This is a genomic window from Streptomyces sp. MGP-BFMKR1 (assembly GCF_057766585.1).
On record NZ_CM173408.1, the window covers coordinates 7,642,660 to 7,666,217 of the forward strand.

A 23,558-nucleotide genomic window follows, 5' to 3' on the forward strand; every position below is an offset into this window, starting at 1 on the left:
GAGGGACGACCGCTGATGGGATTGCTGTCCCGGCTGTCTCGACTGACCGGCCTGGGCCGCGCCGCCTCGGCCGGGAGCGCGTCGCCCGAGCCCCCGGCTGCCCCGGCCTCCGGCGCCACTCCGGGCCACGGCGCCGCCGGGCGCGCGTCCGGCGGTCAGGCGTGGCGCGACCTGCCGCCGCTGCAACGGACCGTGGGCGCCGCGCCCCTGGTCGCCGACCCGGAACCGTTCCACGCCTCGCTCGGCACCTGGCAGGACGCCTCGTTGAGCACGCCGCTCGGCCACCTCGTCAGCCCCGACGCGCCCGCCGGACTCGGCCACGACCTCGCCACCGCGACCGGTCCCGCGACCACGGAGCCTGACCCCCCGGACACCCCGACCACCCCGACCACCCCGGCCACCTCGGACTCTTCGGGCGCGGGCCACGACACCGCCTCCGTACATCACTTCGCGCCCGACCCGACGGGCCACGCCCTCCCGGCCGGCCCGGCCGAGCCGCGGGCGGCGGTCCAGCGTGTGGTGACCCAGCCGACCCAGCCGCTGACCTCCGCGCGCCCGCTGGAGACCGCCCTCCTGCGGGAGGTGCCGAGCGTGCCGCCGGCCACGCCACGGCCCGCCACGGAACCCGGCGGTCCGCCTCCCGCCTCCGGTAGCGCGCCGCCGTTCGCCGTGCAACGCTCAGCGACCCCGGGGCCGTCGGGCGCCGGCACCCCGCCCGTAGGCACGCGCGGCACGGGGCTGGGCGCGCCGCTGTCCGGGCTGCCGCCCACCGCCCAGCGCACCCCCGTGGCGAGCACCAGCGGCCAGCCCCCGGTGCCTGACCCGACCGATGCCGGACCCACCGCCGGCGCCGACACCCCGCCGCCTTCGGACACGTCGACCCCAACGCCCGCCGACCCGCCGCCCGCCCCCGACGGGTTCGCGCTCACCGACGCGCCCGGGCCCCCTCCCACCACCGCCCCCGAGCCGCCGACCCGCCCGCTGCTCGGCGCCGACCCGCTGGTCTCCCGCGTGGCGGAGCCCGACCAGCCGGCCGCGCCGGCGGTCGCCGCGTCGGCCGACATGCCGCTGGGGGAGACCCGGTCGGGGCAGTCGAGTACGCAGGCGCCCCCGTACGCCGCGAGCCCGACGGAGCGGAGCGCCGGCCCCGGTCGAGGCGCCGAGGTGGTGCAGCGAGCGGCGGTTCCGGTGCGGCAGGCGGCGGCCGACGGCAGCCCGCTGCCCGCACCCACCGGGCCGGCGTCGGCACCCGAGGTCGTGGCGCCGTTGGTGGCCCAGCGCGCGGTGCCGCTGTTCTCCGGTCCGGTACGGGAGGCCGCACGCGGGCCGCTGTCCGAGCCGTCGGAGGCCGCCGTTCCGGTGCGGTGGGACGGTCCCGAGACGGAGTCGGCCGCGTCAGCCACGACGCACGAGTCGGCCGCGTCGGGCACGGGGGGCGACTCCTCAGCGTCGAGCTCCGGCGGAGTGCGCGGGCCGGCGGTCGAGGTGCAGCGGTGGGCCGGGCCGTGGTCCGGCGGGCCGAGCGCGCCCGGCGGCGAGCGGGGCCCGACCCGTACCGGCCCGAACGCGCCGTCGCCGGCCCTGCAACGCGCCACGGAGTCGCACCGGTCAACGGCCCAACGCGGCGGTGGCGTACGGCAGTCGGGCCCACCCGGGCCGCTGCCCGACGCCGGTGCGGTGGCCGTCGCGGCCGGTGTGGCGCAACGCATGGCTGACGGTTCGGTGGTCTTCCGGCAGCCGGCGGCCACGCCGCCCGCCGCCGGGCCGCCGCCCGTGCAACGGGACGTCGAGACGGCCGAGCCGCCGCCCCCGGACCCGCCGCCCGACCCCGGACCGGAACCCGAGCCGGGGCCCGGCCCCGAGCCCGTACCGGACGCCGAGTCGCCGGGTGGCGACGAGCCGCCGGACGGGGGCGGGGAGGCGGCGCCGGGGGGCGGGCAGTCGGCCTCCGACGGACGGGGGCGGGGCGCGCCGGCGGTCACCGACGAGCTGGTGCGGGCCCTGTTCGCGCCGCTGAGCCGGCTGCTCAAGGCCGAGCTGCGGCTTGAACGCGAACGCGCCGGCTTCCTGATCGAGACGAAACACCGATGAGCGGAACCCCGACGCCAGGCACCCGATGACCACGTACCGATGACCAGACACCGATGACCAGACACCGATGACCAGACACCGATGACCAGACACCAATGACCAGACACCAATGACCAGACACCAATGACCCCGCACCGATGACCAGGCCCCCGACGAGTGGGCAGCGACGAGCAGGCAGGGAAGGGAGGTACGGCGTGAGCGTGACCGATGACCCGGCGGTGACCGTGTGCTTCGTCGTCACCATCGACGGCATCGAGCTGGGCTCCTTCAACACGTGCGAGGGCCTGGGGTGCGAGGTGGTGCTCGAACAGCGCGAGGAGGGCGGCAACAACGGCCACCTGTGGCAGCTCCCCACCCGGCTCAAGTACTCCAACGTCAAGCTGTCGCGGCCACTGACCCGGGAGACGGAGAAGGTGGCCAGGTGGTTCGCGAGCATGACGGGTGGGTTCAAGCGCAAGACCGCCCACATCGAGGCCCGTACCGGCGACGGGCAGAAGGTCGCCCAGTGGGGCCTGCTTGAGGTGGTGCCGGTGCGCTGGACGGGGCCCTCGTTCAATCCCGAGTCGCCCAAGGTGGCCATCGAGACCATCGAGATCGCCCACCACGGCTACGTCATGGAGGGCTGAGCGGTGTCCGGGGTGGGCGGCGTGCCGCGCGGGGTCGGCGTGCGCGGGCGGAGGGGGCGGAGGGGTACGACATGAGTGGCTCCGTGGCGTTCAGCGCGGCGGGCACCGGGGGTGGGCCCGGGGGCGGCGGGGCGCGGCCCAAGCTGGAACACGCGTACCTGGAGATGCGCACCCCGCCGCCGGGCGGCAGCCTCACGCCGGGTGGGCCGGCCGGGCGCATCGACTTCCAGTTCAACCCTAAGGAGCTGACGCTCACCAAGGCGGCGGCCTGGAAGCGCAGCCCGGCCAAGGGCGCGAAGAGCGCGGGGCCGCCCGAGTACCAGGGGCCCAAGCCCAGCAAGTTGACCGTGGAAATGTTCTTCGACGCCAGCGACACCCAGGACACCAGCGTGGTGACCTCGGTGGAGAAGCTGCTCGCCTGCTGCGTGCCGACCAGCGAGACCCGGCAGCAACAGCGCTCGTCGCCGCCGTGGGTGGTCTTCCACTGGGGCGGCCTGACCGGTTTCCCCGGCTACCTCAGCCAGGTCCAGGTGAAGTACACCCTGTTCACCACCTCCGGGGTGCCGATCCGGGCCGTGTGCCAGGTGACGATGGAGGAGATCAGCGGCGAGACGCCGGGCCAGAACCCGACGTCCGGCGCGCTGCACGCGCGCCGCGTGCACCAGGTGCGCACCGGTGACACCCTGCCCGACCTGGCCTGGCGCGAGTACGGCGACCCGACGGCCTGGCGGGTGATCGCCGAGGCGAACGGCATCGACGACCCGATGCGGCTGGCCAACGGCCGGGAGCTGCTGCTGCCCGCGCCGGACGAGCTGACCCGGCTGCGCGCGGCCAGCGCCGCGGCCCCGGCGCTGCCCGGCCGCGGGTCGACGGCCCGGGACCTGGCCGCCCACGGGCAACAGGGCCGACTCGCGCCCTCCGCCCGCGCCGGGGAGTTGGAGCGTGGGTCGGCCCCGGTGGTGGCGCCGAACCCGCTGCCCAGCGCCCCGTCGACGCAGGGGCGCCGATGGTGAGCCAGAGCGTCGCGAAGACGCTGGTGGTGGAGGTGGCGGGCCGGCCGCTGCCCGCGGCGTGGGCCAACACGCTGGTCGAGGCGTACGTGGACGACAGCCGTACCCTGCCCGACCTGTTCCTGCTGCGCTTCCGCGATCCGAGCCGGGTCTTCCTGGAGCAGGCCGGCATCGAGATCGGCGCGCCGGTGCGGTTGCTGGCCCAGGCCGGCGAGGGGGCCTCGGGGCCGTTGTTGAGCGGGCACGTCACCGCCCTTGAGGTGGACATCGACGACACCGGCACGTTCACGGTGGTGCGCGGCCTGGACGAGTCGCACCGGCTGCTGCGGGGCCGCCGGGTGGCCAGCTACCAGAACATGACGCTCGCCGACGTCGTCTCCCGCGTCGCCCAGCGCGCCGGCCTGCGCCCCGGCACGGTGGACGTGGCCGGGCCCGTACTGGAACACGTGGCCCAACCCAACGTCACCGACTGGGAGTTCATCCGCGCGCTGGCCGAGGGCGCGGGGGCGCAGGCGTGGGTGATGGACGGCCAACTGCACGTCACCAAGCCGACCGAGGCCGGCGGCGCCCCCGACACCGCGGCCCGCGCGGACAGCAACCCGCTGGTCCTGGAGATGGGCGACAACCTGCTGCGCTGCCGGGCCGCGGTCTCGGCGGCCGAACAGGTGTCGGCCGTTGAGGTGCGCGGCTGGGACGTGCGGGCCAAGCAACCCCTGGTCGGCCGGGCCGACGCCGGCACGGCGACCACCCTGGAACTCGGGCTCACGGCGGCGGACGCGGCCAAGCCGTTCGGCGAGGCCACCTACGTCGCCACCGACGCCGTCTACGGCAGCCAGGCCGAGGTGGACCAGGCGGCCAAGGCGCTGGCCCAGCGGATCGCCGGCTCGTTCGCCGAGCTGGAGGCCGTGATCAGGGGCAACCCGGCGGTGCGGGCCGGCGGCGCGGTCACCCTGACCGGCGTCGGCAAGCCCTTCGAGGGCCGCTACACCATCACCTCGTCCCGACACGTCTTCGACGCCGTACGCGGCTACGAGACCTGGTTGACGGTCTCCGGGCAGCAGGAGCGCTCGCTGTACGGACTGACCGGCGGCGCGGGCGGCGGCGGCCAGGCGAGTGGCGCGCACCGGGCCGGGCTCGTCAACGCGACGGTGACCGACACCAAGGACCCCGAGGGCCTGGGCCGGGTCAAGGTGCGCTTCCCGTGGCTGTCGGACGAGTACGCGAGCGACTGGGCGCGCACGGCGCAGGCCAGCGGCATCGGCGGGGGAGAGGCGTTCATCCCCGAGGTGGGCGACGAGGTGCTGGTCGGCTTCGAACAGGCCCGGATGGACCGCCCGTACGTGCTGGCCGCGCTCTACAACGGGCAGGACAAGCCCGGCGGGGGCGGCGGCCCGGGAGCCGCCGGGGCCGGCGGTGCGGGTGGCGCGGGTGGCGAGGGCAGTGCCGTGGACCCGACCAGCGGGGCGGTCACCAGGCGGGCGTTCGGTTCCAAGGGCGGCAACAAGCTGGAACTCCTCGACACGGCGAACGGCCCACAGGGCCTGCGCCTGGTCACCGGCGACGGCAAGCTCAGCATCAACCTCGACCGGAAGGGCACCACCATCGTGCTGCACAGCGACGGGACCGTGGAGATCGAGGCCACCCAGCGGGTGTCCATCAAGGCGGGCAGCGGCGTCTCGCTGGACGCCGGCAAGGGGACGCTCGAACTCGCCGGCGACGCGGTGCGGCTCACCGCCCGCAGCGGGGTCCAGGTCAACGGCGGCGACGGCGAGGTCAAGCTCGCCACCGGCGGCTCCGTCGAGGTGCGGGGCAGCCAGGTCGCGGTGCACGGCACCAACCGGACCGAGGTGAAGGGCGGCTCGACCGTGGCCATCAACTCCCCGCTGGTACGCATCAATTGACCGGACCGCAGCGAAGGCAGGGGGAGAGCGCGCATGCCAGCAGCCGCCCGCGTGGGCGATCCGACCGGCCACCCCGGGGTGGTGGGCGGACCTGGCGTGCCGACGGTGCTGATCGGCGGGCGCCCGGCGGCCACCGTCGGCACCCCGCACCAGTGCGCGTCACCCGCCGCGCACCCGGCGTCCCCGCTGCGCCCGCCCGGCAGCGCCAGCGTGTTCATCGGGGGCCGACCGGCCGCCCGGGTGGGCGACGCGGCCGGGTGCGGCTCGCCGATCGTCGCCGGGTGCCCCACCGTCCTGATCGGAGGCTGACCATGGTCCAGCAGTTCATCGGCGCCGGCTGGGCCTTCCCGCCCCGCACCGACGCCACCGGCAGCATCGCCCTGGTCCGCGGCGGGCAGGAGATCGCGGAGTCCATCCGGCTCATCCTGTCCACGTCGCCGGGCGAGCGCCCGATGCGCCCCGAGTTCGGCTGCGCGCTCGGCGACTACGTCTTCGCCCCGGCCGACGCGGGCACCGCCGGCCAACTCGCCTACGAGGTGCGGCTGGCCCTGGAACGCTGGGAGCCACGCATCGACGTGGCCGACGTGGCGGTGCGCTTCGACGAGGCGGACGAGGGCGTGCTCTACATCGACATCAGCTACGCGATACGCGGCGCCAACGACCCCCGCAACCTGGTCTTCCCGTTCTACGTCATCCCCCGGCACGAGGAGGGCACATGACGCTCCCCAGCCCCAACCTGGACGACCGGCACTTCCAGGGGCTGGTGGACGAGGCCAAGCGACTGGTGCAGCAGCGCTGCCCGGAGTGGACCGACCACAACGTCTCGGACCCCGGTGTCACCCTCATCGAGGCGTTCGCCAGCATGGTCGACCAGCTCGTCTACCGGTTGAACCGGGTGCCGGACAAGAACTACCTGGCCTTCCTCGACCTGATCGGCGTCCGCCTCTACCCACCCACCGCGGCCCGTACCGACGTCACCTTCTGGCTCTCGGCCCCGCAGCCGGAGCCGGTGCGGGTCCCCGCCGGCACCGAGGTCGCCACCGTGCGCACCGAGGCCGAGGAGGCGGTGGTCTTCACCACCAGCGCCGACCTGTCCGTCGTGCCGTGCTCGCTGGCCCACCTGGCGACCTGGCCGCTGGGCGGGGACGCCACCGACGGCACCGAGGAGTTGGCGCTCGGCCGCGACGTCCACTGCTTCGGCACCACCCCGCGCCCCGGGGACTGCCTGTACGTCGGCCTGTCCAACCCCGCGCCGGCCTGCGTCGTCGTGCTGCGCCTGGACTGCAGGGTCGAGGGCGTGGGCGTGGACCCACGCCGCCCGCCGCTGTTGTGGGAGGCGTGGGACGGCTCCGCCTGGGTCGCCTGCGAGGTGGACAAGGACGACACGGGTGGCTTCAACAAGGCCGGCGAGGTCATCATCCACCTGCCCGCCCAGCACGCCGCGTCGGTGGTGGCCCGGCACACCGCCGGCTGGATACGGTGCCGGCTGCTCAAGGCCGCGCCCGACCAACCCACCTACGTGGCCTCGCCCACGGTGCGCGAGATCACCGCGTTCACCATCGGCGGCACCGTGGAGGCCAGCCACGCCGAGACCGTCACCGACGAGGTCATCGGCGTCTGCGAGGGGGTGCCGGGGCAGAGCTTCCAGGTGGCCAGGCCGCCCGTGGTGCCGAGCGAGGAACCCTTCGTGGTCGAGGTCGCCGAGGGCGCGGGCTGGGTGGAGTGGACCCGCGTCGACAACTTCGCCCACTCCACCGCGTACGAACGACACATCACCCTGGACCCGAACTCCGGACAGGTGGACTTCGGTCCGGCGGTGCGCGAACGCGACGGCTCGCTGCGGCTGTTCGGCGCCGTGCCGCCCAAGGGCAGCACCGTGCGGGTGCGCCGCTACCGCACCGGCGGCGGGCGGCGCGGCAACGTCTCCCGGCACGCGCTGCGCATCCTGCGCAGTTCGATGCCGTACGTGGCGCGGGTCGACAACCGGCGCCCGGCGCTCGGCGGCGTCGACGGCGAGAGCGTGGACGACGCGCGCGTGCGCGGACCGCTGACGCTGGCCACCCTGCACCGGGCCGTCGTGCCGCACGACTACGAGCAACTGGCCCGCGAGGCCGCGCCCGACGTGGCCCGGGTGCACTGCGTGCCGGTGGGCGAACTGGCCGACGACGGGGCGGAGTCCGCCGAGGACCGGGCGCGGCGGGCCGCGGACGCGGGCGGGGTGCGGCTGCTCATCGTGCCGGCCGGGCGCGGCGACCAACAGGGCCGGATCAGGTTCGAGGACCTGACCCCCTCGACCGAGACGCTCTCGATGATCGGCACGCATCTCGACGAGCGCCGCCCGCTGGGCACTCGGCTGCACGTCGAACCGCCGTACTACCAGGGCGTGACCGTCGTCGCCAGGGTGCAGGCGCAGCGCGGCGCGGCGGCCGACCGGCTGCGCGAGGCCGGGCTCGCCGCGCTGTACGGCTACTTCAACCCGCTCTCGGGCGGCCCCGACGGCGACGGCTGGCCCTTCGGGCGGCCCGTCCACGCCGGCGAGGTGTACGCGGTGTTGCAGCGGCTGCCCGGCGTCGAACTGGTCGAGGACGTCCTGCTGTTCCCGGCCGACCCGGTCACCGGGGACCGGGCCGAGCCCGCCAACAAGATCCTCCTCGATCAGCACGCGCTGGTGTTCAGCTTCGAGCACCAGTTGCGGGTCCGTGAGGTGTGAGATGCGTGCCGTGATCCCGGGGCTTCCCACCCCCCACCCGCTGGCCGACCAGCTCCCGGCCGTCTACCTGGACCAGGACTTCCTCGTACGCTTCCTCGGCGCGCTGGACGAGGTGCTCGCCCCCGTGCTGTTGACCCTCGACAACCTGCCCGCCTACCTGCATCCGCGTACCGCCCCCGACGACTTCGTGGCCTGGATGGCGAGTTGGGTCGCCACCCGCACGGACGAGGAGCGGCCGGTCAACCAGCGCCGGGCGGTGGTGGCCAGCGCGGTCGTACGCCACCGCGAGCGCGGCACCCGCGCGGGGCTGGCCGCGGCGATCCGGGTGGAGACCGGCGTCGAGCCCGAGATCACCGAGAGCGGGGCCACCACCTGGGCGGACGAGCGCGGTGGCGCGCTGCCCGGCTCGGCGCCGCCCTGGGTGCGGGTCCGGCTGCGGGTGGCCGACCCGGAGCGCTTCGACCGGGCCCGCCTGGAGCGGCTGGTGGCCGCCGAGGTCCCCGCGCACGTCGGGTACCGCCTGGAGATCCTGGCCGCCGAGGCGACCGGCGAGGACCCGGGGGGCCCGGCATGACCTGCCCCGACTGCGGACACCGCAACGCGCCCGGCGCCCAGTTCTGCGCCTCGTGCCGGGCCTTCCTGGACTGGGAAGACGCGGCGGACCAGGCTGACCGCGCGGGCCGTGGCGCGGCCGGCGCACCCCCGGACACGGGCGGCGCGACGGGCCGACCACCCGCCGGCCGACCACCCGCCGGCCGCGCCCCGCACCCCGTCCCGAACCCCGCTCCCAGCCCGCCGCCCGCCGAACCACGCCCGAGCACGCCTCCTCCTGAGGCCGCCGCCGCTACCGTCGACCCGCCCCAGACCACCACCCCCGAGCCCGACCCCGCCGCCACCAGCCGCGCGCCCGGGCCCCCGGGGCCGTCTCCGCACCCGGCGCCGCCCCCCGTTCCACCGCCGTCCCGCGCGCCCGACCGGAGCGCGCCGCCACCGCGCCCGCTCCAGTCGCCGACGGTGCCACCGCCGGGGCCGCGGCCGGGCCCGGAGTCACCTTCCCGGCCCGCTGCCCGGCCGGCTCCGGGGCCGGTGCCCCCACCCGGGCCGGACGGGGTGGCCCTGCGGCGCCCCGGCGACCGGCGCGACGACGCGCACGACCCCGGGCCCGACCACCGGGTGGCGCCGGCACCGGCCGACCCCGCGCCCGCGCCGGGCCCCGCCACCCGTACCGGCAGCCGCCCGTGCCCGCGCTGCCGGGCGGACAACCCGCACGAGCGGCGGCTCTGCCAGCGCTGCGGTGCGCAGCTCGGCGCCCCGGTCCGGGCCCCGGGCCAGAACCGACCGCCGTGGTGGCGGCGGCTGTTCGGGCGCGACCGGGACCGGGTCCTGGAGGCCGGCAGCCGGCCCCGGCACCGCACGTGGCCCAGGCCGCGGCTCGCGCTGCCGCTGACGCTGCTGATCCTCCTGGCAGCCGCGTACTTCGCCCGTTCCCAGCTCTCGGACGCGCTCACCTTCACGCAGGACCAGACCGGCAAGCCGGAGGCGCTGCGCCCCGCCGAGGCGCGGGCCTCCAGCGAGGCGGGCGGGCACCGCGCGGGCGCCGCCTTCGACGGCTTCACCAACCGCTACTGGTCCCCCGCCGACACCGGCCCCGCGACCGGCCAGTACCTGGAGGCCACGTTCGAGGAGCCCGTGCGGCTACGGAAGTTGCTGGTCATCTCGGGGCGGTCGGCCAACCAGGACGAGTTCCTGACCCAGGCCCGCCCCGCCGAGTTGACCGTCACGCTCTTCACCGCCGACGGCGAGCGCTCCACGAAGGCGGTCAACCTCAAGGACCAGCCCGGCCAACAGACCTTCGACGTGCGCGGCTCCGACGTCGTACGCGTACGGCTGACCGTCGACGCGGCCTACGGCGAGAGCGCCAAGCGCCGCGTCGCCGTCGCGGAGGTGGAGTTCTTCGGCCGCCGGTGAGTCGGTTTCCTCACGCGGTCTCATCGCCCGGTGCCACCGCCGACGCCTGGCCGGTGCGCTGGGCGTACGCGGGGGAGGGGCGGCCGGGCGGACGCCGCGCCCGGGGTAGTGCGGTCGGTGGCTCGGGCGCCTCAGGTGGCGCGGTGGGACCCGGTGCGCGCCCCCCGGTCGGCCGCGTCGGTTCCGGCCCGGGCCGCGGGGGGACGCGGGGGCTGCTTCGACTCGCTCGGGTAGCGCAGCGCCGCCTCGTGTTCCTGGGCCATCCGGCGCAGGGTGGCCAGGACCGGCTCCAACAGGACGGTCATGACCAGCGCGCGTTCGGCGACGTCGATACGGTCCTCGATGCCGGCCAGGTGGTCGAGGTCCACCCGGGCGGTGGCCGCGGCGAGTTCGGCGTACGGCAGCAGCTCGTCCGTCCCGACGTCCGCGCCCACCCTGCGTAGCGCGCGCAGCCCGGCGGCCAGCGCGGCGCGCCCCGGCGACTCCTCGCCGACCGACCAGCCCATCCGGTCGACCAACGCCGCCGCCTCGGCCGCGCAGTCGTCGTCCTCGCCCGGAGCGTCCGGGTCGCCCGTGCCGGCGCTCGCGCCGGTGTCGGCGACCGGAGCGCCCAGCGCGTAGTGGGTGACGCCGAGCGTGTGGTAGAGGTCGAGCGGCTCGCTGATCGCGCGCAGCACCTCGCGGCTGGCCGTGACCGAGAGGCCGCCGAAGCTGATCAGCGCGCGGACCAGCCGTAGCCGCCGCAGGTGGTCCGTGTCGTAGTCCGCCTGGTTGCTGGCCGTCGCGTGCCCGGCCGGCAGCAGCCCTTCGCGCAGGTAGTACTTGATCGTGGGGATGGCCACCCCACTGCGGCGGCTCAGCTCGGACATCTTCACGTCGTTCTCCTCGGATCCCGTCCCGGTCGGCTGGCATGAGCGGGCCCGGCGGCGGCACCGTCCGAAGCGGATAGTTCCGCTGCCCATTATGCGCGGGCGCCCCGCCCCGTACGCGGGGAGGGGCGGCGCCCCGCCTACTCTGCCCGGGAACGCCGTCGGCACCCCGAGCCGCCCCCGCGTGGCCGGCCCGCCGCCGCGCGACGGGGTGGGACGGCTCCCGTCGGCCGCCTGCCCGCCGGCCGGCAGGCGGCGCGGTCGAGCGCCGCCGCACCGCCGAGACCGCGGGGCCGACGGGAGGCGGTGCTCACGCCACCGGGACCAGCGTGAGGTAGGCGATGCCCAGCACCCCGCGGTAGCCCCGCAGCCAACGTGAGCGCTGCTGGTCCACGCGGGCGCGGGTCTCCTCGGCGGCGGGGTGCGTGGGATGGTGCGCCAGCCACTCCTCCACGTCGGCCCGGTAGCCGGACTCGAACTCCTCCCACTCGTCGACACCGGCCGACTCGATCCACTCCGGGCGGAACCCGGCGGCCACCGCCAGGTCGACCAGCCCGGCGAGGCTGGGGTGCTCGTCAGGGCTGGCGTCCGGCCACATGGCGGCGAGTTCCGCGGGCGTGGGAGTGCGCTCCCAGAAACCCTCGCCGAGCACGACCCGGCCGCCGGGGTTGACCAGCCCGCGCAGCGCCTCCAGCGCGGCGGCCGTGTGCCCGGGCGGCTGGGTGTCGCTCAGGGCGTGGCTGGCGCCGAAGCAGAGCACGAGGTCGGCGGGGCCGCGGGTGGTGGCGACGCCGGACTCCGCGTGGAAGGTGACCCGTTCGTCCAACCCGCGCGCGGCGGCGAGCGCGCGACCCCGGGCGATGTCCTCCTCGTTCAGGTCGACGCCGACGCCCGTGGCGCCGGGCGTCGCCGCGAGCGTGCGGAGCAGGAACTCCCCCCAGCCGCAGCCGATGTCGAGGATGGTGCGGGGTTCGGTCCTGGCGAGTCGGTCGATCATGCGCGCGGCCCGCTCCTCCGAGAACGGGCCGTGGAAGGTGAGGCGGGTCAGACGCGGGGGTGCCGTACCGGCAGTGCTGTCCATGTGTCGGAAACTACGTGCTGGTTGGCGGCAGGCACAGCGATTTTCGCGGCCGTGCGCGGGCGAGCCAGGAGGCTTTCGGGGGGATCGGATGACAGCGCGGAGAAGCGGCACACGAGAGGGGAAAACTTTCGGCCATCCTGTGGGGCGCCTGAGGGCGCGTGGGGCCGCCCTCGCCGCCCACCGCCGCCTCCACGGGCCGCACGCCGCCGATCCCGGCGCGCCCCCCGACACCGGGCGCGCGGGGGTGCGGTCCGCTCCCCCCACCGAGCCCGAGCGCTCGCGCCCGCGCGGGCGCCGCTCGCGCCGCTCGACCCCGCCGCCCCGCGCGCGCACCGCCCCGACAACCGCGGGCCCCCGGCTCGTACGCCGCTCCGCGCCCCTCGCCGGCGCCCCCGTACGGCGGTTGGGCGTGCTCTCACCGGGCCTCGCCATGCCGGACGTCTGCCACGGCGAACAGGTCGGAACCAGCCAGATGACCGGCCCATCCACACCCGCGCACCCCGGTGGCGGCGCTTTCTACCCGCCGGTCCCGCGCCGGCCGGGCACGCCGCGCGGGTGGCCCGGCCGCGCCGCGCCACGCGGCCCACCACGGGGGCGTCTCGGGCGCTGGCGCGCCGCGCTCACCGGGCCTGCCGTGGTCACGGGGGCGGCGGCGGTCCCCAGCGGGCGCCGGCCCGGCGGCGTGGGCGATCTTCGGGGCGGGCGACGCAAGCGCTGTCAAAGAACGTCAACCACGGCGTCGCTGTGCAAAGCTCGCCGTTCTGCCGCCGTTTCGGAGTTGGCCGGTAAGTGTCGGTGTAGTCGCACGTGACAGCGGCAATAGTGTGAAGACCGGTGTCGCCCTGCCCCTGGCGACTACCGTCCCCCACCGCACGTATGCCGCGTGTCGAGGAGTCAGAATCTCGGCACGCACCGACGGTTCACCGTCTGACCGAGGACGCACCGACAGCGATGAGGGCATCTCATGCGCCAGTGGCATTCCGAGTTCCAAGCGAGATGCTGGTACGACGACGCGAACACCGTCGTCGAGCTTCACGGAGAGATAGACATCGTGGCAGCCGAGGCACTCGCGCCCCGGCTGCGCCGGCTGATCGCCGCGGCGGGTGGTGAGGTGATCGTCGACCTACGGCCGGTGACGTTCCTCGACTGCAGTGGGCTCGGCCTGCTGTGCTCGCTGCACGAGCGGCTGATGGCGCGCGGGCGCCGCCTGCGCGTCCTGGTCACCCGCCCGGTGACCCTCAAGATGCTGCGGGTGACCGGCCTGCACCACGCCTTCGTGGTGCACGGCTCGCTGCGCGAGGCCCGCAGCGCGACCGGCCTGCCGCTGAGTTCCCCTCCACCGGCCGGCCACGGGCCCGGCGGTGCGGGCCGAGCGGCGCTTGGCGCGGCCATCGCCAGCGTCATCCCCTCGTACCACCGGACCAGACCCCGGCCCGACGCACCGGCGGCGCCCTCACCCCACGATGGGTGACGCCCACTGGCGCGGGCGCCGATGATGGGGTCTGCTGGAGCCGAACTCCCGGACGAAGAGGGCTGCGGTGGACATCAGGAAACGCCGGGCGGCAGCGTGGTGGGCCGCACTGACCACCGTGTTCACGCTGGCCGCCGTCGGGTGTGAGGACAGCTCGGGACCCGAGGACGGCACGTCGCCCTTCACCGGCCTCGCGGCACGCGAGGCCCCCGTGCTCGCCGTGAAGATCGACAACGTCGGGCCGGCCCGGCCCCAGAGCGGCCTCGGCTCGGCCGACATCGTCTACGTCGAGCGCGTGGAGGCCGGCCTCTCCCGCCTGATGGCCGTCTACTCCTCCCACCTGCCACCCACCGTCGGCCCGGTGCGCAGCGCCCGGGAGACCGACCTGGAACTGCTACGCCAGTTCGGCGAGCCGGCCTTCGCCTACTCGGGCGCGCAGTCCAAGCTGCTGCCGCTGGTGAAGGACGCCCCGCTGCACCCGGTGCCGCCCGAGCGGGTCGGCGACGGCTACACGCGCAGCGAGAGCCGCGCCGCCCCGCACAACCTCTATCTGCGGCCCGAGCGCGCGCTGTCCGCCGCGCCCGACGCCGACGACGCGGCGGACATCGGCTTCCGCTTCGGCGCCGCGCCCGCCGGTGGTCGCAGCACCCCCTCGTACACCGTCCGCTACCCGGCGGCGGCGGTCTCCTTCGCCTGGGCGGGCGAGCGCGAGCGCTACCGGGTCTCGATGGACGGCACGTCGGTACCGGTGGCCGACGCGAAGGGGCGCGGGCCGGCGACCGTCGTCGTGCAGGGCGTCACCATCCGCGACTCGCGCTTCCACGACCGCTCCGGCAGCGCGTCGCCGTTCACCGACACCACTGGCTCCGGGCCGGCCCTGGTGCTGCGCGACGGCAAGGCGCACCAGGCCCGCTGGGAGCGGCCGGCCGCCACCCGCGGCACGGAGTTCACCACGCCCGACGGCGACCGCCTCGCCTTCGCCCGCGGCCCGGTGTGGGTGGCCTACGTCCCCCGGGAGGCCGTGCCGACCGGGGCCGCGGGGAACTCCCGCTGACGGCGCACCCACGCTGCCCCCGGGGTGCCCGCGCCCGGGCACGTCACCGGAGCAGGTCGATCAGCTCGGCGCCACGGTCGGCGAGCCGCAGCCGCACCGTGCGGCCCTGGCGCACCCGCTGGACCAGCCCGGCGCGCTCCAGTTGCGCGCAGTGGTACGTCACGGTCGCCGGGGAGCAGCCGAGGTGGTGGGCGATCTCGGTCATGGTGGCCCCGCGGCTGCCGTGCCGCAGGATCGTCGCCCGCTGCTCGCCCAGCACCAGCACCAGCGCGTCCGCCGGGTGCGACGCGTCCGCGCCCTCGAGGGCCCGGGCCAGCCCCGCGGGCGGATAGCCGACGCGGACGCTGCCCGCGCCCACGGTGCAGCCCGCCAGCGCCCTGGTGCCCGAGGACAGCGGCGCGAGCACCAGCAGGTTGCCGTCCGGCCCCTGCCGGGGGTGGGTGACCGAACCGCCGTGCAGCCGCCGGGCCTCAGCGAAGTGCAGCGTGGAGCCGTCGAACCGGGAGCCCGGGCCGAGGTCGGCCAGGACGAGCGGGAGCTGATGGGTGACCAGGGCGGTGCCGATGCGCTCGACCTCCCGGGCCCGGACGGCGGCCGTGCGCCGCCACAGCGGCTCGTACGCCCGCCAGATGGCCTCCTGGACGCTGGCCGACGCGGCGGCGAAGACCCGGGGGTGTTGGAACAGCCGGTGCCACACGGCGGTCGGCTGGCCGGTGAAGTGCTCGGCCACCTGGTGCTGGACGGCGTCCGACGACAGGTCCCGGATGCGTTCGAGCTGGGCCTCCACGCCGCCTTCGGCGAACGGGTCCATCGCCGAGGTGAGGAAGCAGGGGATGGGGGAGTGGGACGCGGCGAACAGCGACCGCAGCAGCCGCGCGGCACCGGGCGGCAGCGCGGCCCGGATCATCTGGCGGACGCGCGGCGGCACGCCCTGCGGCGGGCCGCCGAGCACGTCCGAGAAGAGGGAGCGCACCGTGAGGCCCGGGTGCGTGGAGACCCGTACGTTGATCTGGCGTAACTCACCCAGTGCGAGCTGAGCCGGCGAGGACACGGCGGCACCACCGTTCATGACGCCCCATCATCGGCTGTGTGAGGCCCGGTACTTGACCGGACCAGGATGACCAACACCGTGGGGCGGGGCGAGGACATCGCGCCGTGTCGGCGGCAAGGATTCGGCCAACCTTTCGAATGCCTCCACCGGCCGCGCGGGCGGGCGGGCCGCCGACGCCACCGCGCGGCCGGGACGTGCGGCTATCCGCCGAAGTACGCCTGGGCCGCGCGCACGCCGTCGGCCAGCGCGTCGACCTCCTCCAGCGTGTTGTACACGTAGAACGTCGCCCGGGTGGTGGCCGGGACGCCGTAGCGGCGGACGATGGGGCGCGCGCAGTGGTGCCCGACGCGTACGGCGATGCCGCGTTCGTCCAACACCTGCCCGACGTCGTGCGGATGGAGGTCCGCGACCGTGAACGAGACGGCCGAGCCGCGCTCGGTCAGGTCCCGCGGGCCGATGATGCGCACGCCCGGAATCTCGCTCAGCCGCTCGATCGCCCGGGCGGTCAGCGCGTCCTCGTGCGCCGCCACCTCGTCCATGCCCAGCGCCCGCAGGTAGTCCACCGCCGCGGCGAGCCCCACCGCCTGCGCCGCCATCGGCACGCCCGCCTCGAAGCGCTGGGGCGGCGGCAGGAACGTGGCGTGGTCCATCTCCACGACCTCGATCATCGAGCCGCCGGTGAGGAACGGCGGCAGCGCGGCGAGCAGTTCGGCGCGGCCCCACAGCACGCCCACGCCGCTGGGGCCCAGCATCTTGTGCCCGGAGAAGGCCAGGAAGTCGGCGCCGAGCGCGGTCACGTCCACCGGCCGGTGCGGCACCGACTGGGCGGCGTCGACCACGACGTACGCGCCCACCGCGTGCGCCCGCTCGGCGATGGCGCGCACCGGGTTGATGGTGCCCAGCACGTTGGACTGGTGGCTGAGGGCCACCACCCTGGTGTCCGCGTCGACCAGCCGGTCCAGGTCGTCGAGGTCGAGCCGGCCGTCGTCCTCAGGCGGAACCAGTCGAGCCGGGCCCCGGTCCTGGCCGCGAGCTGCTGCCAGGGCACGAGGTTGGCGTGGTGCTCCATCTCCGTCACCACGATCCTGTCACCCGGCCCGATGGGACCCCGGCCGTCCCTGCCCCGCGTGGCCTGGCCCAGGCCGTAGGCGACGAGGTTGATCCCCTCGGTGGCGTTCTTGGTGAACACGACCTCGTCCCGGGCCGCGCCGACGAAGTCCGCCACGGTCTGCCGGGCCGCCTCGTACGCCTCCGTCGCCTCCTCGGCGAGTTGGTGCGCGCCCCGGTGCACGGCCGCGTTGCGGGTCAGGTAGAAGTCGCGCTCGGCGTCCAGGACCTGGAGCGGCTTGTGCGTGGTGGCACCCGAGTCGAGATAGACCAGTCGCGCGCCGCTGGCCATCGTCCGTCGCAGGATCGGAAAGTCGTCGCGGAGCTTGTCGACGTCGATGGCCACGGGGGGCACCTCCAGAGTTCTCACGCCTTTTGATGATGTTCAGCGTGAGGGACGCTAGACCTCCTCACGGAGAAGCGCAACCGTTACCATGAGGCCGTGGACCATGACGCGCCGTACTACCTCCATCAGCTCCCGGTGCCGGGCGAGGAGCGCTTCGCCTCGCTCGCCCTGGTGAACACGCGCTTCACGGTCAGCCACGGCCCCGTCGACCTGCTGGAGGACACCGACGCCGCGCACCTGTGGCTGGTCCGGCACGAGATGCTGCCGGACCCGGTCGCCCTCACCGGCCGCCAGCTCGGCCGGCTCCGCGCGCTCCGCGAGGCGCTGCGCGAACTCTTCGCGGCCCGCGCGAGTGGCGCCGCGCCCGCGCCGGCCAGCCTGGAGACGCTGAACGCGGCGCTCGCCGCCGCCCCGCCCACCCCCCGGCTGACGTGGACCGCCGACGGCCCGCGCCGCGCGGACGAACCGGACTCGGGCAATCCGGCCGGCGCCGCGCTCTCGCTGCTCGCCGACGACGGCACCGAACTGCTGACGGGCCCGGACGCGGCCCAACTCGCCGAGTGCGGCGCGCGCGGCTGCGCCCGCTGGTTCCTGCGCTCGCACGCCGCCCGCCGCTGGTGCACCACGAAGTGCGGAAACAGAGTGCGGGCCGCGCGACATTACGCGGCCCGCAAGGGGTAGTGGCGACGAACCCGGTTCGGCGAATGCCACGGCGAAGCCGCGGAACGGCAAAGCCGAAGTGGGCCCTCAGACGGGCCGCTGGCCCATCAACTCGGCGAATCCCGCGGGGTCGGTGTCAAATCCGCGAATGGTCTCCCGCAGTTCCCATTCTCCCGCCTCGTCCCGGGTGAACTCGGCGATGGTGGCCGCCGTCGCCCCCGCCACGGTGGAGAAGTCGTACTCCACGAGCTTGGTGTACCGCTCCTGTATCTGGACGGCGGTGCTCGGCACGTCCCCGAACGCCTTGTGTCCGCCCTTCTGTTGGATCACCACACCCACCACCACCCGCCCGTACGTCTCGGCGAGCCGGTCGAGCTCCAGGATCATGACCTCGTCCATGCCGAAACCCTGACCCGTCTGGCTGTCCCGGTTCAGGTTGATGGTGCCGTCCGGCGAACGGCTGCCGAAGTGGACGAGATAGACGGGTTTCCCGTACGGCGCATCGGTGGAATAGGTCGCGGCGATGATATCGAGATCATTGACCGGCTCGCCCGCGGGACTCGGGTCCCACTTGAGGGCCACCTCTACTTTCTTCAGCCCTTTGTTGAGACTGCTCACGGAATTCCCTTTCACGGAGCTGAGTTGACACAAGAACGCACTCGCTGCCAAGGGTATCGCCAGCGCCCGGAGTTGACGGGGCGTGGGCCGAGACGGAAAGGGCGCCCCACCGCGCGCCCCGACCGTGGCGCGCTCGGCCACACCGTACGACGCCGGGTCCGGGACGGCTCCCCGCGGAGGCGAGCCCCTGTCGGGGTGGGCCCGGCGCGCGGTGGCCGGAACGCGCGCGGGCGGGCGCCTGCGCGGTGGCGGCGTGCGCCGGGGTGTTACAGACTCGTCAGCCATGTCGATGGCGCAGCCGACCGGCCCCCTGTGCACGCGCGACTCCCTGGTCACGGAGTTGCGGGACCTGGGCGTACGGCCCGGCGAGACCCTGCTCGCGCACTCCTCGCTCAGCTCGCTGGGCTGGGTCTGTGGCGGCGCCCCGGTCGTCGTCGCGGCCCTGCTCGATGTCCTGGGGCCTGCGGGCACGTTGGTGGTCCCCACCCACACCAGCGACAACTCGGACCCCGCGGGCTGGAGTCAACCACCCGTGCCGGCCCACTGGTGGCCGACCATCCGCGCCGCGCTGCCGGCCTACGACCCGGCCACCTCGCGCAGCTACCGGGTGGGAGCGATACCGGAGGCCGCCCGCACCTGGCCGGGCGCCGCGCGCAGCGCCCACCCGCAGACCTCGTTCGCCGCCGTGGGAGCGCGCGCCCACGCGATCGTGGACGACCACGCGCTCGACTGCCGGCTCGGCGAGCGCAGCCCGCTGGCCCGCCTCGAGCAGGCCGCGGCCCGGGTGCTGCTGCTGGGCGTGGGGTACGACTCGTGCACCGCCTTCCACCTGGCCGAGTACCGCATCCCGGGGCAGCGGGTGGACAACTCCTTCGCCGTGACGACCCCGGCGGGCCGCCGCTGGAGCACCGTACGGGACAGGTCGATCAGTGACGACCGCTTCGACGAGTTGGGCGCCGCCTTCGAGAAGGAGCGCCCGGTGCTGTGCGGCCCGGTCGGTGGAGCGGAGGCGCGCCTGTTCCCGGTGGCCGACGCCGTCGCGTACGCCACGGGCTGGCTGGCCGAGCACCGGCCGCGCGCCGCGCCCTGACCGGCGCCGGACGCACCGCCGCGCCGGCGGGTGTGCGCACCGGCGCGGCGGCCCACCTCGGTACGAGGCGGTGGGGATTGGTCCGTTACGTCCTGACCGACGGGACCTGCTTGCTGGCACGGGTCGCCATGGCCGCGGCGACGAGGCCGAGCAGACAGATGACGGTGCCCGCGACGACGTTGTTCCACACCGTCCCCGTGTCGGGGTGGCGGGTGACCACCCACGGCGAGACGATCAACCAGACGCCGATCGCGGCACAGGCGGCGCTGAGACCGGCCATCCGCTCCGGCACCATCGTCAGTGCCAGGCCGATGACGGCCACCGCGATGCCCATGATCAGGTTGTTACGGGCGAGTTCGGTCTCCGCCGCGGCGAAGTGAACCGTCCAGGGAGAGATGGCCACGTACAGCCCGGCGAGCAGCAGCAGCCCGTCCACCGCCACCACTCCCGGCCGCCCGAGCATGCGGGCGTACCGGTCGCGCATCTCCGACACGTCGGGGTGATCCGCCAGGTCACCGGGGTGACGCGAGACATTGGCCATGAGTCCCGCCTCCTTTTGGTTCGCACCAGTGTGGCCGCGTCCTGCGGCATCACGCCGACTCCATTGTGCGCTTCTCTGGCGCATATCGGTAGATATCGGGCGAGACGTATCGGCGTACTCCCCACCACCGGGCAGGTGGCGTTTGCGCTTGTGTCGCGGTGAAACCCGGGGAGCGAGTCACCCCTGCCGGGCGGGCCGGTCCGGCAGCACCCCGACCGACGAGGAGCCCGTCATGACGACGACGGTCAAGGACATGCTGCACACCTACCCCGCCGACCTCGGCGGCGTGGACCCCGCTGCCCTGGAGCGCTGCATCGAGGAGTGCGCCGCCTGTGCCCAGGCGTGTACGGCCTGTGCCGACGCGTGCCTGGCCGAGGGCGCCGTCGGCGACCTGACCCGGTGCATCCGCACCGACATGGACTGCGCCGACATCTGCGCGGCCACCGCCTCGGTGCTCTCCCGCCACACCGGCTACGACGTCAACGTGACCCGCGCCCAGCTCGAAGCCTGCGCCACCGTCTGCGCCGCCTGCGCCGAGGAGTGCGAACAGCACGCCGACGCGCGCGAGCACTGCCGCGTCTGCGCCCAGGCGTGCCGCCGCTGCGCGGACGCCTGCCGCGCACTGCTGCGCACGCTGGCGTGACCACCCCTGTCGCCCCACCGGCCCCGGGCCCGGCGCGGGCGCGGCCGGCCGGGGCCCAGGTGGGGCCGGGACGGCCGGCGGTGTCAGGCGGGGGCGGTGAAGCTCTCCAAGAGGCGCGGCGGGGCCGCCTGCTTCCAGGAGTCGACGACGATGTCGCGCAACTCGTCCTCGTCGTCGAGGGCCGCGATGCGCACCCGTACCCAGTGGGAGCTGGCCTCGTGCGGCGGGACCCAGAACTTGGCCGGCTCCGCCGCGATCAGCTCCTGGCGCTCGACCATGGGGCAGCGCACCGCGAACGACGTCTCGTCGTCGGGAATGGTGACGAACATCTTTCCGGCAACCCGGAACGTGGGCATGCCCCAGGCGATCTTCTTCACTGTCTCCGGCAGGGAGAGCGCGGTGCGACGCACATCCTCGGAATCGGTCATGGCCCATACGGTAATCGCGCCGGTCAGCGGGTGCCCACGCGGCCCGCGCCGCCCCGCCCCGAGCCGCGCCGCCCCGCCCGAACCGTGCCGCCCCGCCCCGTTCGCCCGGGCCCGGCCCCTACCCCGCCGGGCCCGGGACCCGTCCCCGCGCGGGCCCGCTAGAAAGGGGACGTGCTCTCCCGCACACACCTCGGCCGCCGCGGGGGCGGGTGACTACGCCCGCGGAGGGGGAAGTTCGTCGGCGGCCGAGGTGGCGAGATCGGTCGCCATGGTGCACAGCTCGTTCACCGGCTGCGGCCCCGTGAGCACGAGGTGCACCTGCTCCGTCGCCCGGCGACCGTTGTGGTCGGTGTACGGGCGGTGCACCACCCGGACGCGGCAGGTGTCCGACCCGTCGCCCTTCGGCTCGACGACGGCCTCGCGCCCACCGAGTTGGGTGTTGCGGCTGGTCGACGACGGTGAGGTCAGCCCGCGATCGAACCTGAGGTCGGCGACGATCTTGCTGGTGGTGCTGCGCCAACTGCACTCCCAGTTGCCGTACCCGACGTCCGGGTCGCCCGCGTCGATGCCCGGCACCACGGACAGCGCCTCGGCGTCGAGCAGGGTGCACGCGTCCTGCCGCGACAGCGAGTCGGCCGCCGGCTGGGTCGTGCGGCGCGGCGGGCCGCCCCTGTCGAGTCGCTGCGCCGCGTACGTGGCCGCCGTCTCGGCCATCTCGCACAGCGGCGCCGGCCCGTCGCCGATCTGGTGGGCGGTGACGTAGACGCTGTACCGGGCGCCGCCGCCCGGCAGTAGCCTGCGGGTGCACTCGTCGCTCTCGGCGGGCAACTCGGTCACGCCGACCCCACCCACCCGGCGGGCGGCCGGCGCGGCGTCGGACGGAGGGTCGTTGCTGAGGTCGACCTTGATGTCGACCTCGCTGTCCTCGCCGTCCGTCACGAGCACGTCGCAGCGGTCGAAGTTGCCGTAGGCCGGATCGAGGTGGGCCTCGCCGAAGCGGCTGAGCTTCTCGGTGCTGACCAGCCCGCAGGGGTCGATGCCACGGGCCGCGGGCGCGGGTCGCGGTGCGGGCGGGACGGTCTGGCTCGACGCGCCCCTGGCCGTGTTCCCCTCGCCGCCCTTGTCGCCGTCGCCGTCGCCGGAGGTCAGGCGCAGCAGGACGACGGTGGCCAGCACGGCGACGGCCACCGCCGCCGAACCCACCACCCACGGCCGGCGCCCCGTCGGCCTCCAGCGCTCCTTCGCCGCCTGCCGCTCGTCGGCGTCCGGCGCCGGTGGCTGGTCGGCCCCCGCCGCGATCCGCCGCAGGCGCCGGCACGCCTCGGCCGCCGTGGGGCGGTCGTGCGGCTGTGCCGACAACATCGCGTCCAACGTCTCGCGCAGCGGCCCCACATCGTCGTTCGGCCTCGCCAGACCGCCCCGGGTCCGGCGTCGCGACACCACCACCCCGCCGCCCGCCGCGCCACCGCCGCCCGCCGCGCTGTCCTCGCCGTCGACGTGCGTCTCGTCGTCGGGCCGCACGGGCGCGGTGCCGGTGGCCGAGCGCCGCGAGGAGGCGTCGCCGTCGCTCCCCGCCGACGGGTGGCCGCAGACCAGTTCGTAGAGGGTGGCGCCGAGCGAGAAGACGTCCGACGCCGGGACCGGCATGCCCTGCACCACCTCCGGCGCGGCGTAGTCCGGGGTGTACGCGATGCCGCGGTTGGGTGTGCGGGTCGCGAAGCCGGGCAGTCGGTAGGCCGCGTCGAGGTCGGTGAGCTTGGCCGCCCCGTCGTCACCGAGCACGATGTTGCCGGGCTTGACGTCGCAGTGGACGACGCCCCCCGCGTGCAACTCCTCCAGGGCGTCGGCGATCTGGGCGCCGATCGACGCGGCCTCGCCCGGGCTGACCGGGGGCCGGCCGGCCAGACTGCCGCCCGACGCGTACTCCATGACCAGCCAGAACTCGGCCGCCGGCGGCTCGCCGATCTTGACGGCGTCGTAGAGGGTGACCACGTTCTCGTGCCGGCGGAACTTGGCCAACGCCCGTGCCTCGTCCCGGAGTCGGGTGAAGGCGCGGTCGCTGTTGTCGTCGGTCCGGGCCCGTTTGAGCGCCACGTCCTGGCCCAGCACGGTGTCGTGGGCGAGCCACACCTCGGATCTGCCACCCGCGATCGGCCCTTCCTTGAGTAGGTACCGGTCACCGACGAGATCGCCCTTGCGCACTGTGCTTCCCCTCAAGTCGAAGCCGGCCACGGCCGGTTGTGCGCACCGAAGGTACTGCGTACGGGCCCGGGGTCAAGGCGTGTGCCGAGCG

General features: G+C 75.0%; 21 protein-coding genes and 1 pseudogene. 14 read left to right on the plus strand and 8 right to left on the minus strand.

What is annotated here, in order from left to right:
- Positions 1 to 15: 15 nt before the first annotated feature.
- The 9 genes from AC3CHW_RS30780 (at position 16) to AC3CHW_RS30820 (ending at position 10,306) form a co-directional block, all read left to right on the plus strand.
- Positions 16 to 2,091, plus strand: a complete 2,076-nt coding sequence (locus AC3CHW_RS30780) for a hypothetical protein (RefSeq protein WP_488468640.1) — start codon at positions 16 to 18, stop codon at positions 2,089 to 2,091.
- A 194-nt stretch (positions 2,092 to 2,285) separates the two neighbouring features.
- Complete coding sequence (locus AC3CHW_RS30785; protein WP_176160552.1) at positions 2,286 to 2,717, plus strand: phage tail protein; 432 nt, start codon at positions 2,286 to 2,288, stop codon at positions 2,715 to 2,717.
- A gap of 71 nt (positions 2,718 to 2,788) precedes the next feature.
- Positions 2,789 to 3,730 carry a CIS tube protein gene (locus AC3CHW_RS30790; protein WP_488468641.1) on the plus strand — a complete coding sequence of 314 codons (942 nt, stop codon included), beginning with the start codon at positions 2,789 to 2,791 and terminating at the stop codon, positions 3,728 to 3,730.
- Positions 3,724 to 5,628, plus strand: a complete 1,905-nt coding sequence (locus AC3CHW_RS30795; RefSeq protein ID WP_488468642.1) for a VgrG-related protein — start codon at positions 3,724 to 3,726, stop codon at positions 5,626 to 5,628. The genes AC3CHW_RS30790 and AC3CHW_RS30795 overlap by 7 nt, the downstream gene beginning before the upstream one ends.
- A 33-nt stretch (positions 5,629 to 5,661) precedes the next feature.
- Positions 5,662 to 5,937 carry a PAAR domain-containing protein gene (locus tag AC3CHW_RS30800; RefSeq protein WP_176160549.1) on the plus strand — a complete coding sequence of 92 codons (276 nt, stop codon included), beginning with the start codon at positions 5,662 to 5,664 and terminating at the stop codon, positions 5,935 to 5,937.
- 2 nt (positions 5,938 to 5,939) lie between these two features.
- A complete protein-coding gene (locus tag AC3CHW_RS30805) occupies positions 5,940 to 6,347 on the plus strand; it encodes a GPW/gp25 family protein (protein WP_176160548.1) in 408 nt (135 codons plus the stop codon).
- Positions 6,344 to 8,338, plus strand: a complete 1,995-nt coding sequence (locus AC3CHW_RS30810; protein ID WP_488468643.1) for a putative baseplate assembly protein — start codon at positions 6,344 to 6,346, stop codon at positions 8,336 to 8,338. Before AC3CHW_RS30805 ends, AC3CHW_RS30810 begins: the two co-directional genes overlap by 4 nt.
- A 1-nt stretch (position 8,339) precedes the next feature.
- Positions 8,340 to 8,912: a phage tail protein gene (locus tag AC3CHW_RS30815; protein WP_488468644.1), complete on the plus strand. Its 573-nt coding sequence runs from the start codon at positions 8,340 to 8,342 to the stop codon at positions 8,910 to 8,912.
- Positions 8,913 to 9,424: 512 nt separating this feature from the next.
- A complete protein-coding gene (locus AC3CHW_RS30820) occupies positions 9,425 to 10,306 on the plus strand; it encodes a discoidin domain-containing protein (RefSeq protein WP_398609058.1) in 882 nt (293 codons plus the stop codon).
- A 131-nt stretch (positions 10,307 to 10,437) separates the two neighbouring features.
- Here AC3CHW_RS30820 and AC3CHW_RS30825 read toward each other — a convergent pair whose 3' ends face one another.
- Complete coding sequence (locus AC3CHW_RS30825) at positions 10,438 to 11,175, minus strand: MerR family transcriptional regulator (protein ID WP_488471224.1); 738 nt, start codon at positions 11,173 to 11,175, stop codon at positions 10,438 to 10,440.
- A gap of 310 nt (positions 11,176 to 11,485) precedes the next feature.
- Positions 11,486 to 12,256, minus strand: a complete 771-nt coding sequence (locus AC3CHW_RS30830) for an SAM-dependent methyltransferase (protein WP_488468645.1) — start codon at positions 12,254 to 12,256, stop codon at positions 11,486 to 11,488.
- Between the two features lie 964 nt (positions 12,257 to 13,220).
- Between AC3CHW_RS30830 and AC3CHW_RS30835 the strand changes: the two genes are divergently transcribed.
- A complete protein-coding gene (locus AC3CHW_RS30835; RefSeq protein ID WP_398609056.1) occupies positions 13,221 to 13,727 on the plus strand; it encodes an STAS domain-containing protein in 507 nt (168 codons plus the stop codon).
- A gap of 73 nt (positions 13,728 to 13,800) precedes the next feature.
- Positions 13,801 to 14,781, plus strand: a complete 981-nt coding sequence (locus AC3CHW_RS30840; protein ID WP_488471225.1) for a DUF3048 domain-containing protein — start codon at positions 13,801 to 13,803, stop codon at positions 14,779 to 14,781.
- 43 nt (positions 14,782 to 14,824) lie between these two features.
- Here AC3CHW_RS30840 and AC3CHW_RS30845 read toward each other — a convergent pair whose 3' ends face one another.
- A complete protein-coding gene (locus AC3CHW_RS30845; RefSeq protein ID WP_217196354.1) occupies positions 14,825 to 15,850 on the minus strand; it encodes an ArsR/SmtB family transcription factor in 1,026 nt (341 codons plus the stop codon).
- A gap of 182 nt (positions 15,851 to 16,032) precedes the next feature.
- A pseudogene (locus AC3CHW_RS30850) lies at positions 16,033 to 17,285 on the minus strand (SufS family cysteine desulfurase).
- Between the two features lie 96 nt (positions 17,286 to 17,381).
- Between AC3CHW_RS30850 and AC3CHW_RS30855 the strand changes: the two are divergent.
- Positions 17,382 to 17,966: a CGNR zinc finger domain-containing protein gene (locus AC3CHW_RS30855; protein WP_176160540.1), complete on the plus strand. Its 585-nt coding sequence runs from the start codon at positions 17,382 to 17,384 to the stop codon at positions 17,964 to 17,966.
- A 66-nt stretch (positions 17,967 to 18,032) separates the two neighbouring features.
- Here the strand turns inward: AC3CHW_RS30855 and AC3CHW_RS30860 are convergent, their stop codons facing one another.
- Positions 18,033 to 18,563 (minus strand): TerD family protein, encoded by a 531-nt coding sequence (locus AC3CHW_RS30860; RefSeq protein ID WP_488468646.1) that lies wholly within the window; start codon positions 18,561 to 18,563, stop codon positions 18,033 to 18,035.
- Positions 18,564 to 18,846: 283 nt separating this feature from the next.
- Here AC3CHW_RS30860 and AC3CHW_RS30865 point away from each other — a divergent pair, with 283 nt between their 5' ends.
- Positions 18,847 to 19,653, plus strand: a complete 807-nt coding sequence (locus tag AC3CHW_RS30865; RefSeq protein WP_488468647.1) for an AAC(3) family N-acetyltransferase — start codon at positions 18,847 to 18,849, stop codon at positions 19,651 to 19,653.
- Between the two features lie 85 nt (positions 19,654 to 19,738).
- Here the strand turns inward: AC3CHW_RS30865 and AC3CHW_RS30870 are convergent, their stop codons facing one another.
- On the minus strand, positions 19,739 to 20,194 hold the full coding sequence (locus AC3CHW_RS30870) for an SPW repeat protein (RefSeq protein ID WP_488468648.1): 456 nt from the start codon (positions 20,192 to 20,194) through the stop codon (positions 19,739 to 19,741).
- A 232-nt stretch (positions 20,195 to 20,426) separates the two neighbouring features.
- Between AC3CHW_RS30870 and AC3CHW_RS30875 the strand changes: the two genes are divergently transcribed.
- Positions 20,427 to 20,837 carry a four-helix bundle copper-binding protein gene (locus AC3CHW_RS30875; protein WP_488468649.1) on the plus strand — a complete coding sequence of 137 codons (411 nt, stop codon included), beginning with the start codon at positions 20,427 to 20,429 and terminating at the stop codon, positions 20,835 to 20,837.
- Positions 20,838 to 20,920: 83 nt separating this feature from the next.
- On the opposite strand, the gene AC3CHW_RS30880 is transcribed toward AC3CHW_RS30875, so the two are convergent.
- Together AC3CHW_RS30880 and AC3CHW_RS30885 are read right to left on the minus strand one after the other, a co-directional pair.
- Positions 20,921 to 21,265: an MmcQ/YjbR family DNA-binding protein gene (locus AC3CHW_RS30880; RefSeq protein WP_488468650.1), complete on the minus strand. Its 345-nt coding sequence runs from the start codon at positions 21,263 to 21,265 to the stop codon at positions 20,921 to 20,923.
- 213 nt (positions 21,266 to 21,478) lie between these two features.
- Entirely contained in the window at positions 21,479 to 23,467 is a 1,989-nt protein-coding gene (locus AC3CHW_RS30885) for a serine/threonine-protein kinase (RefSeq protein WP_488468651.1), read from the minus strand.
- Between the last annotated feature and the right edge of the window lie 91 nt (positions 23,468 to 23,558).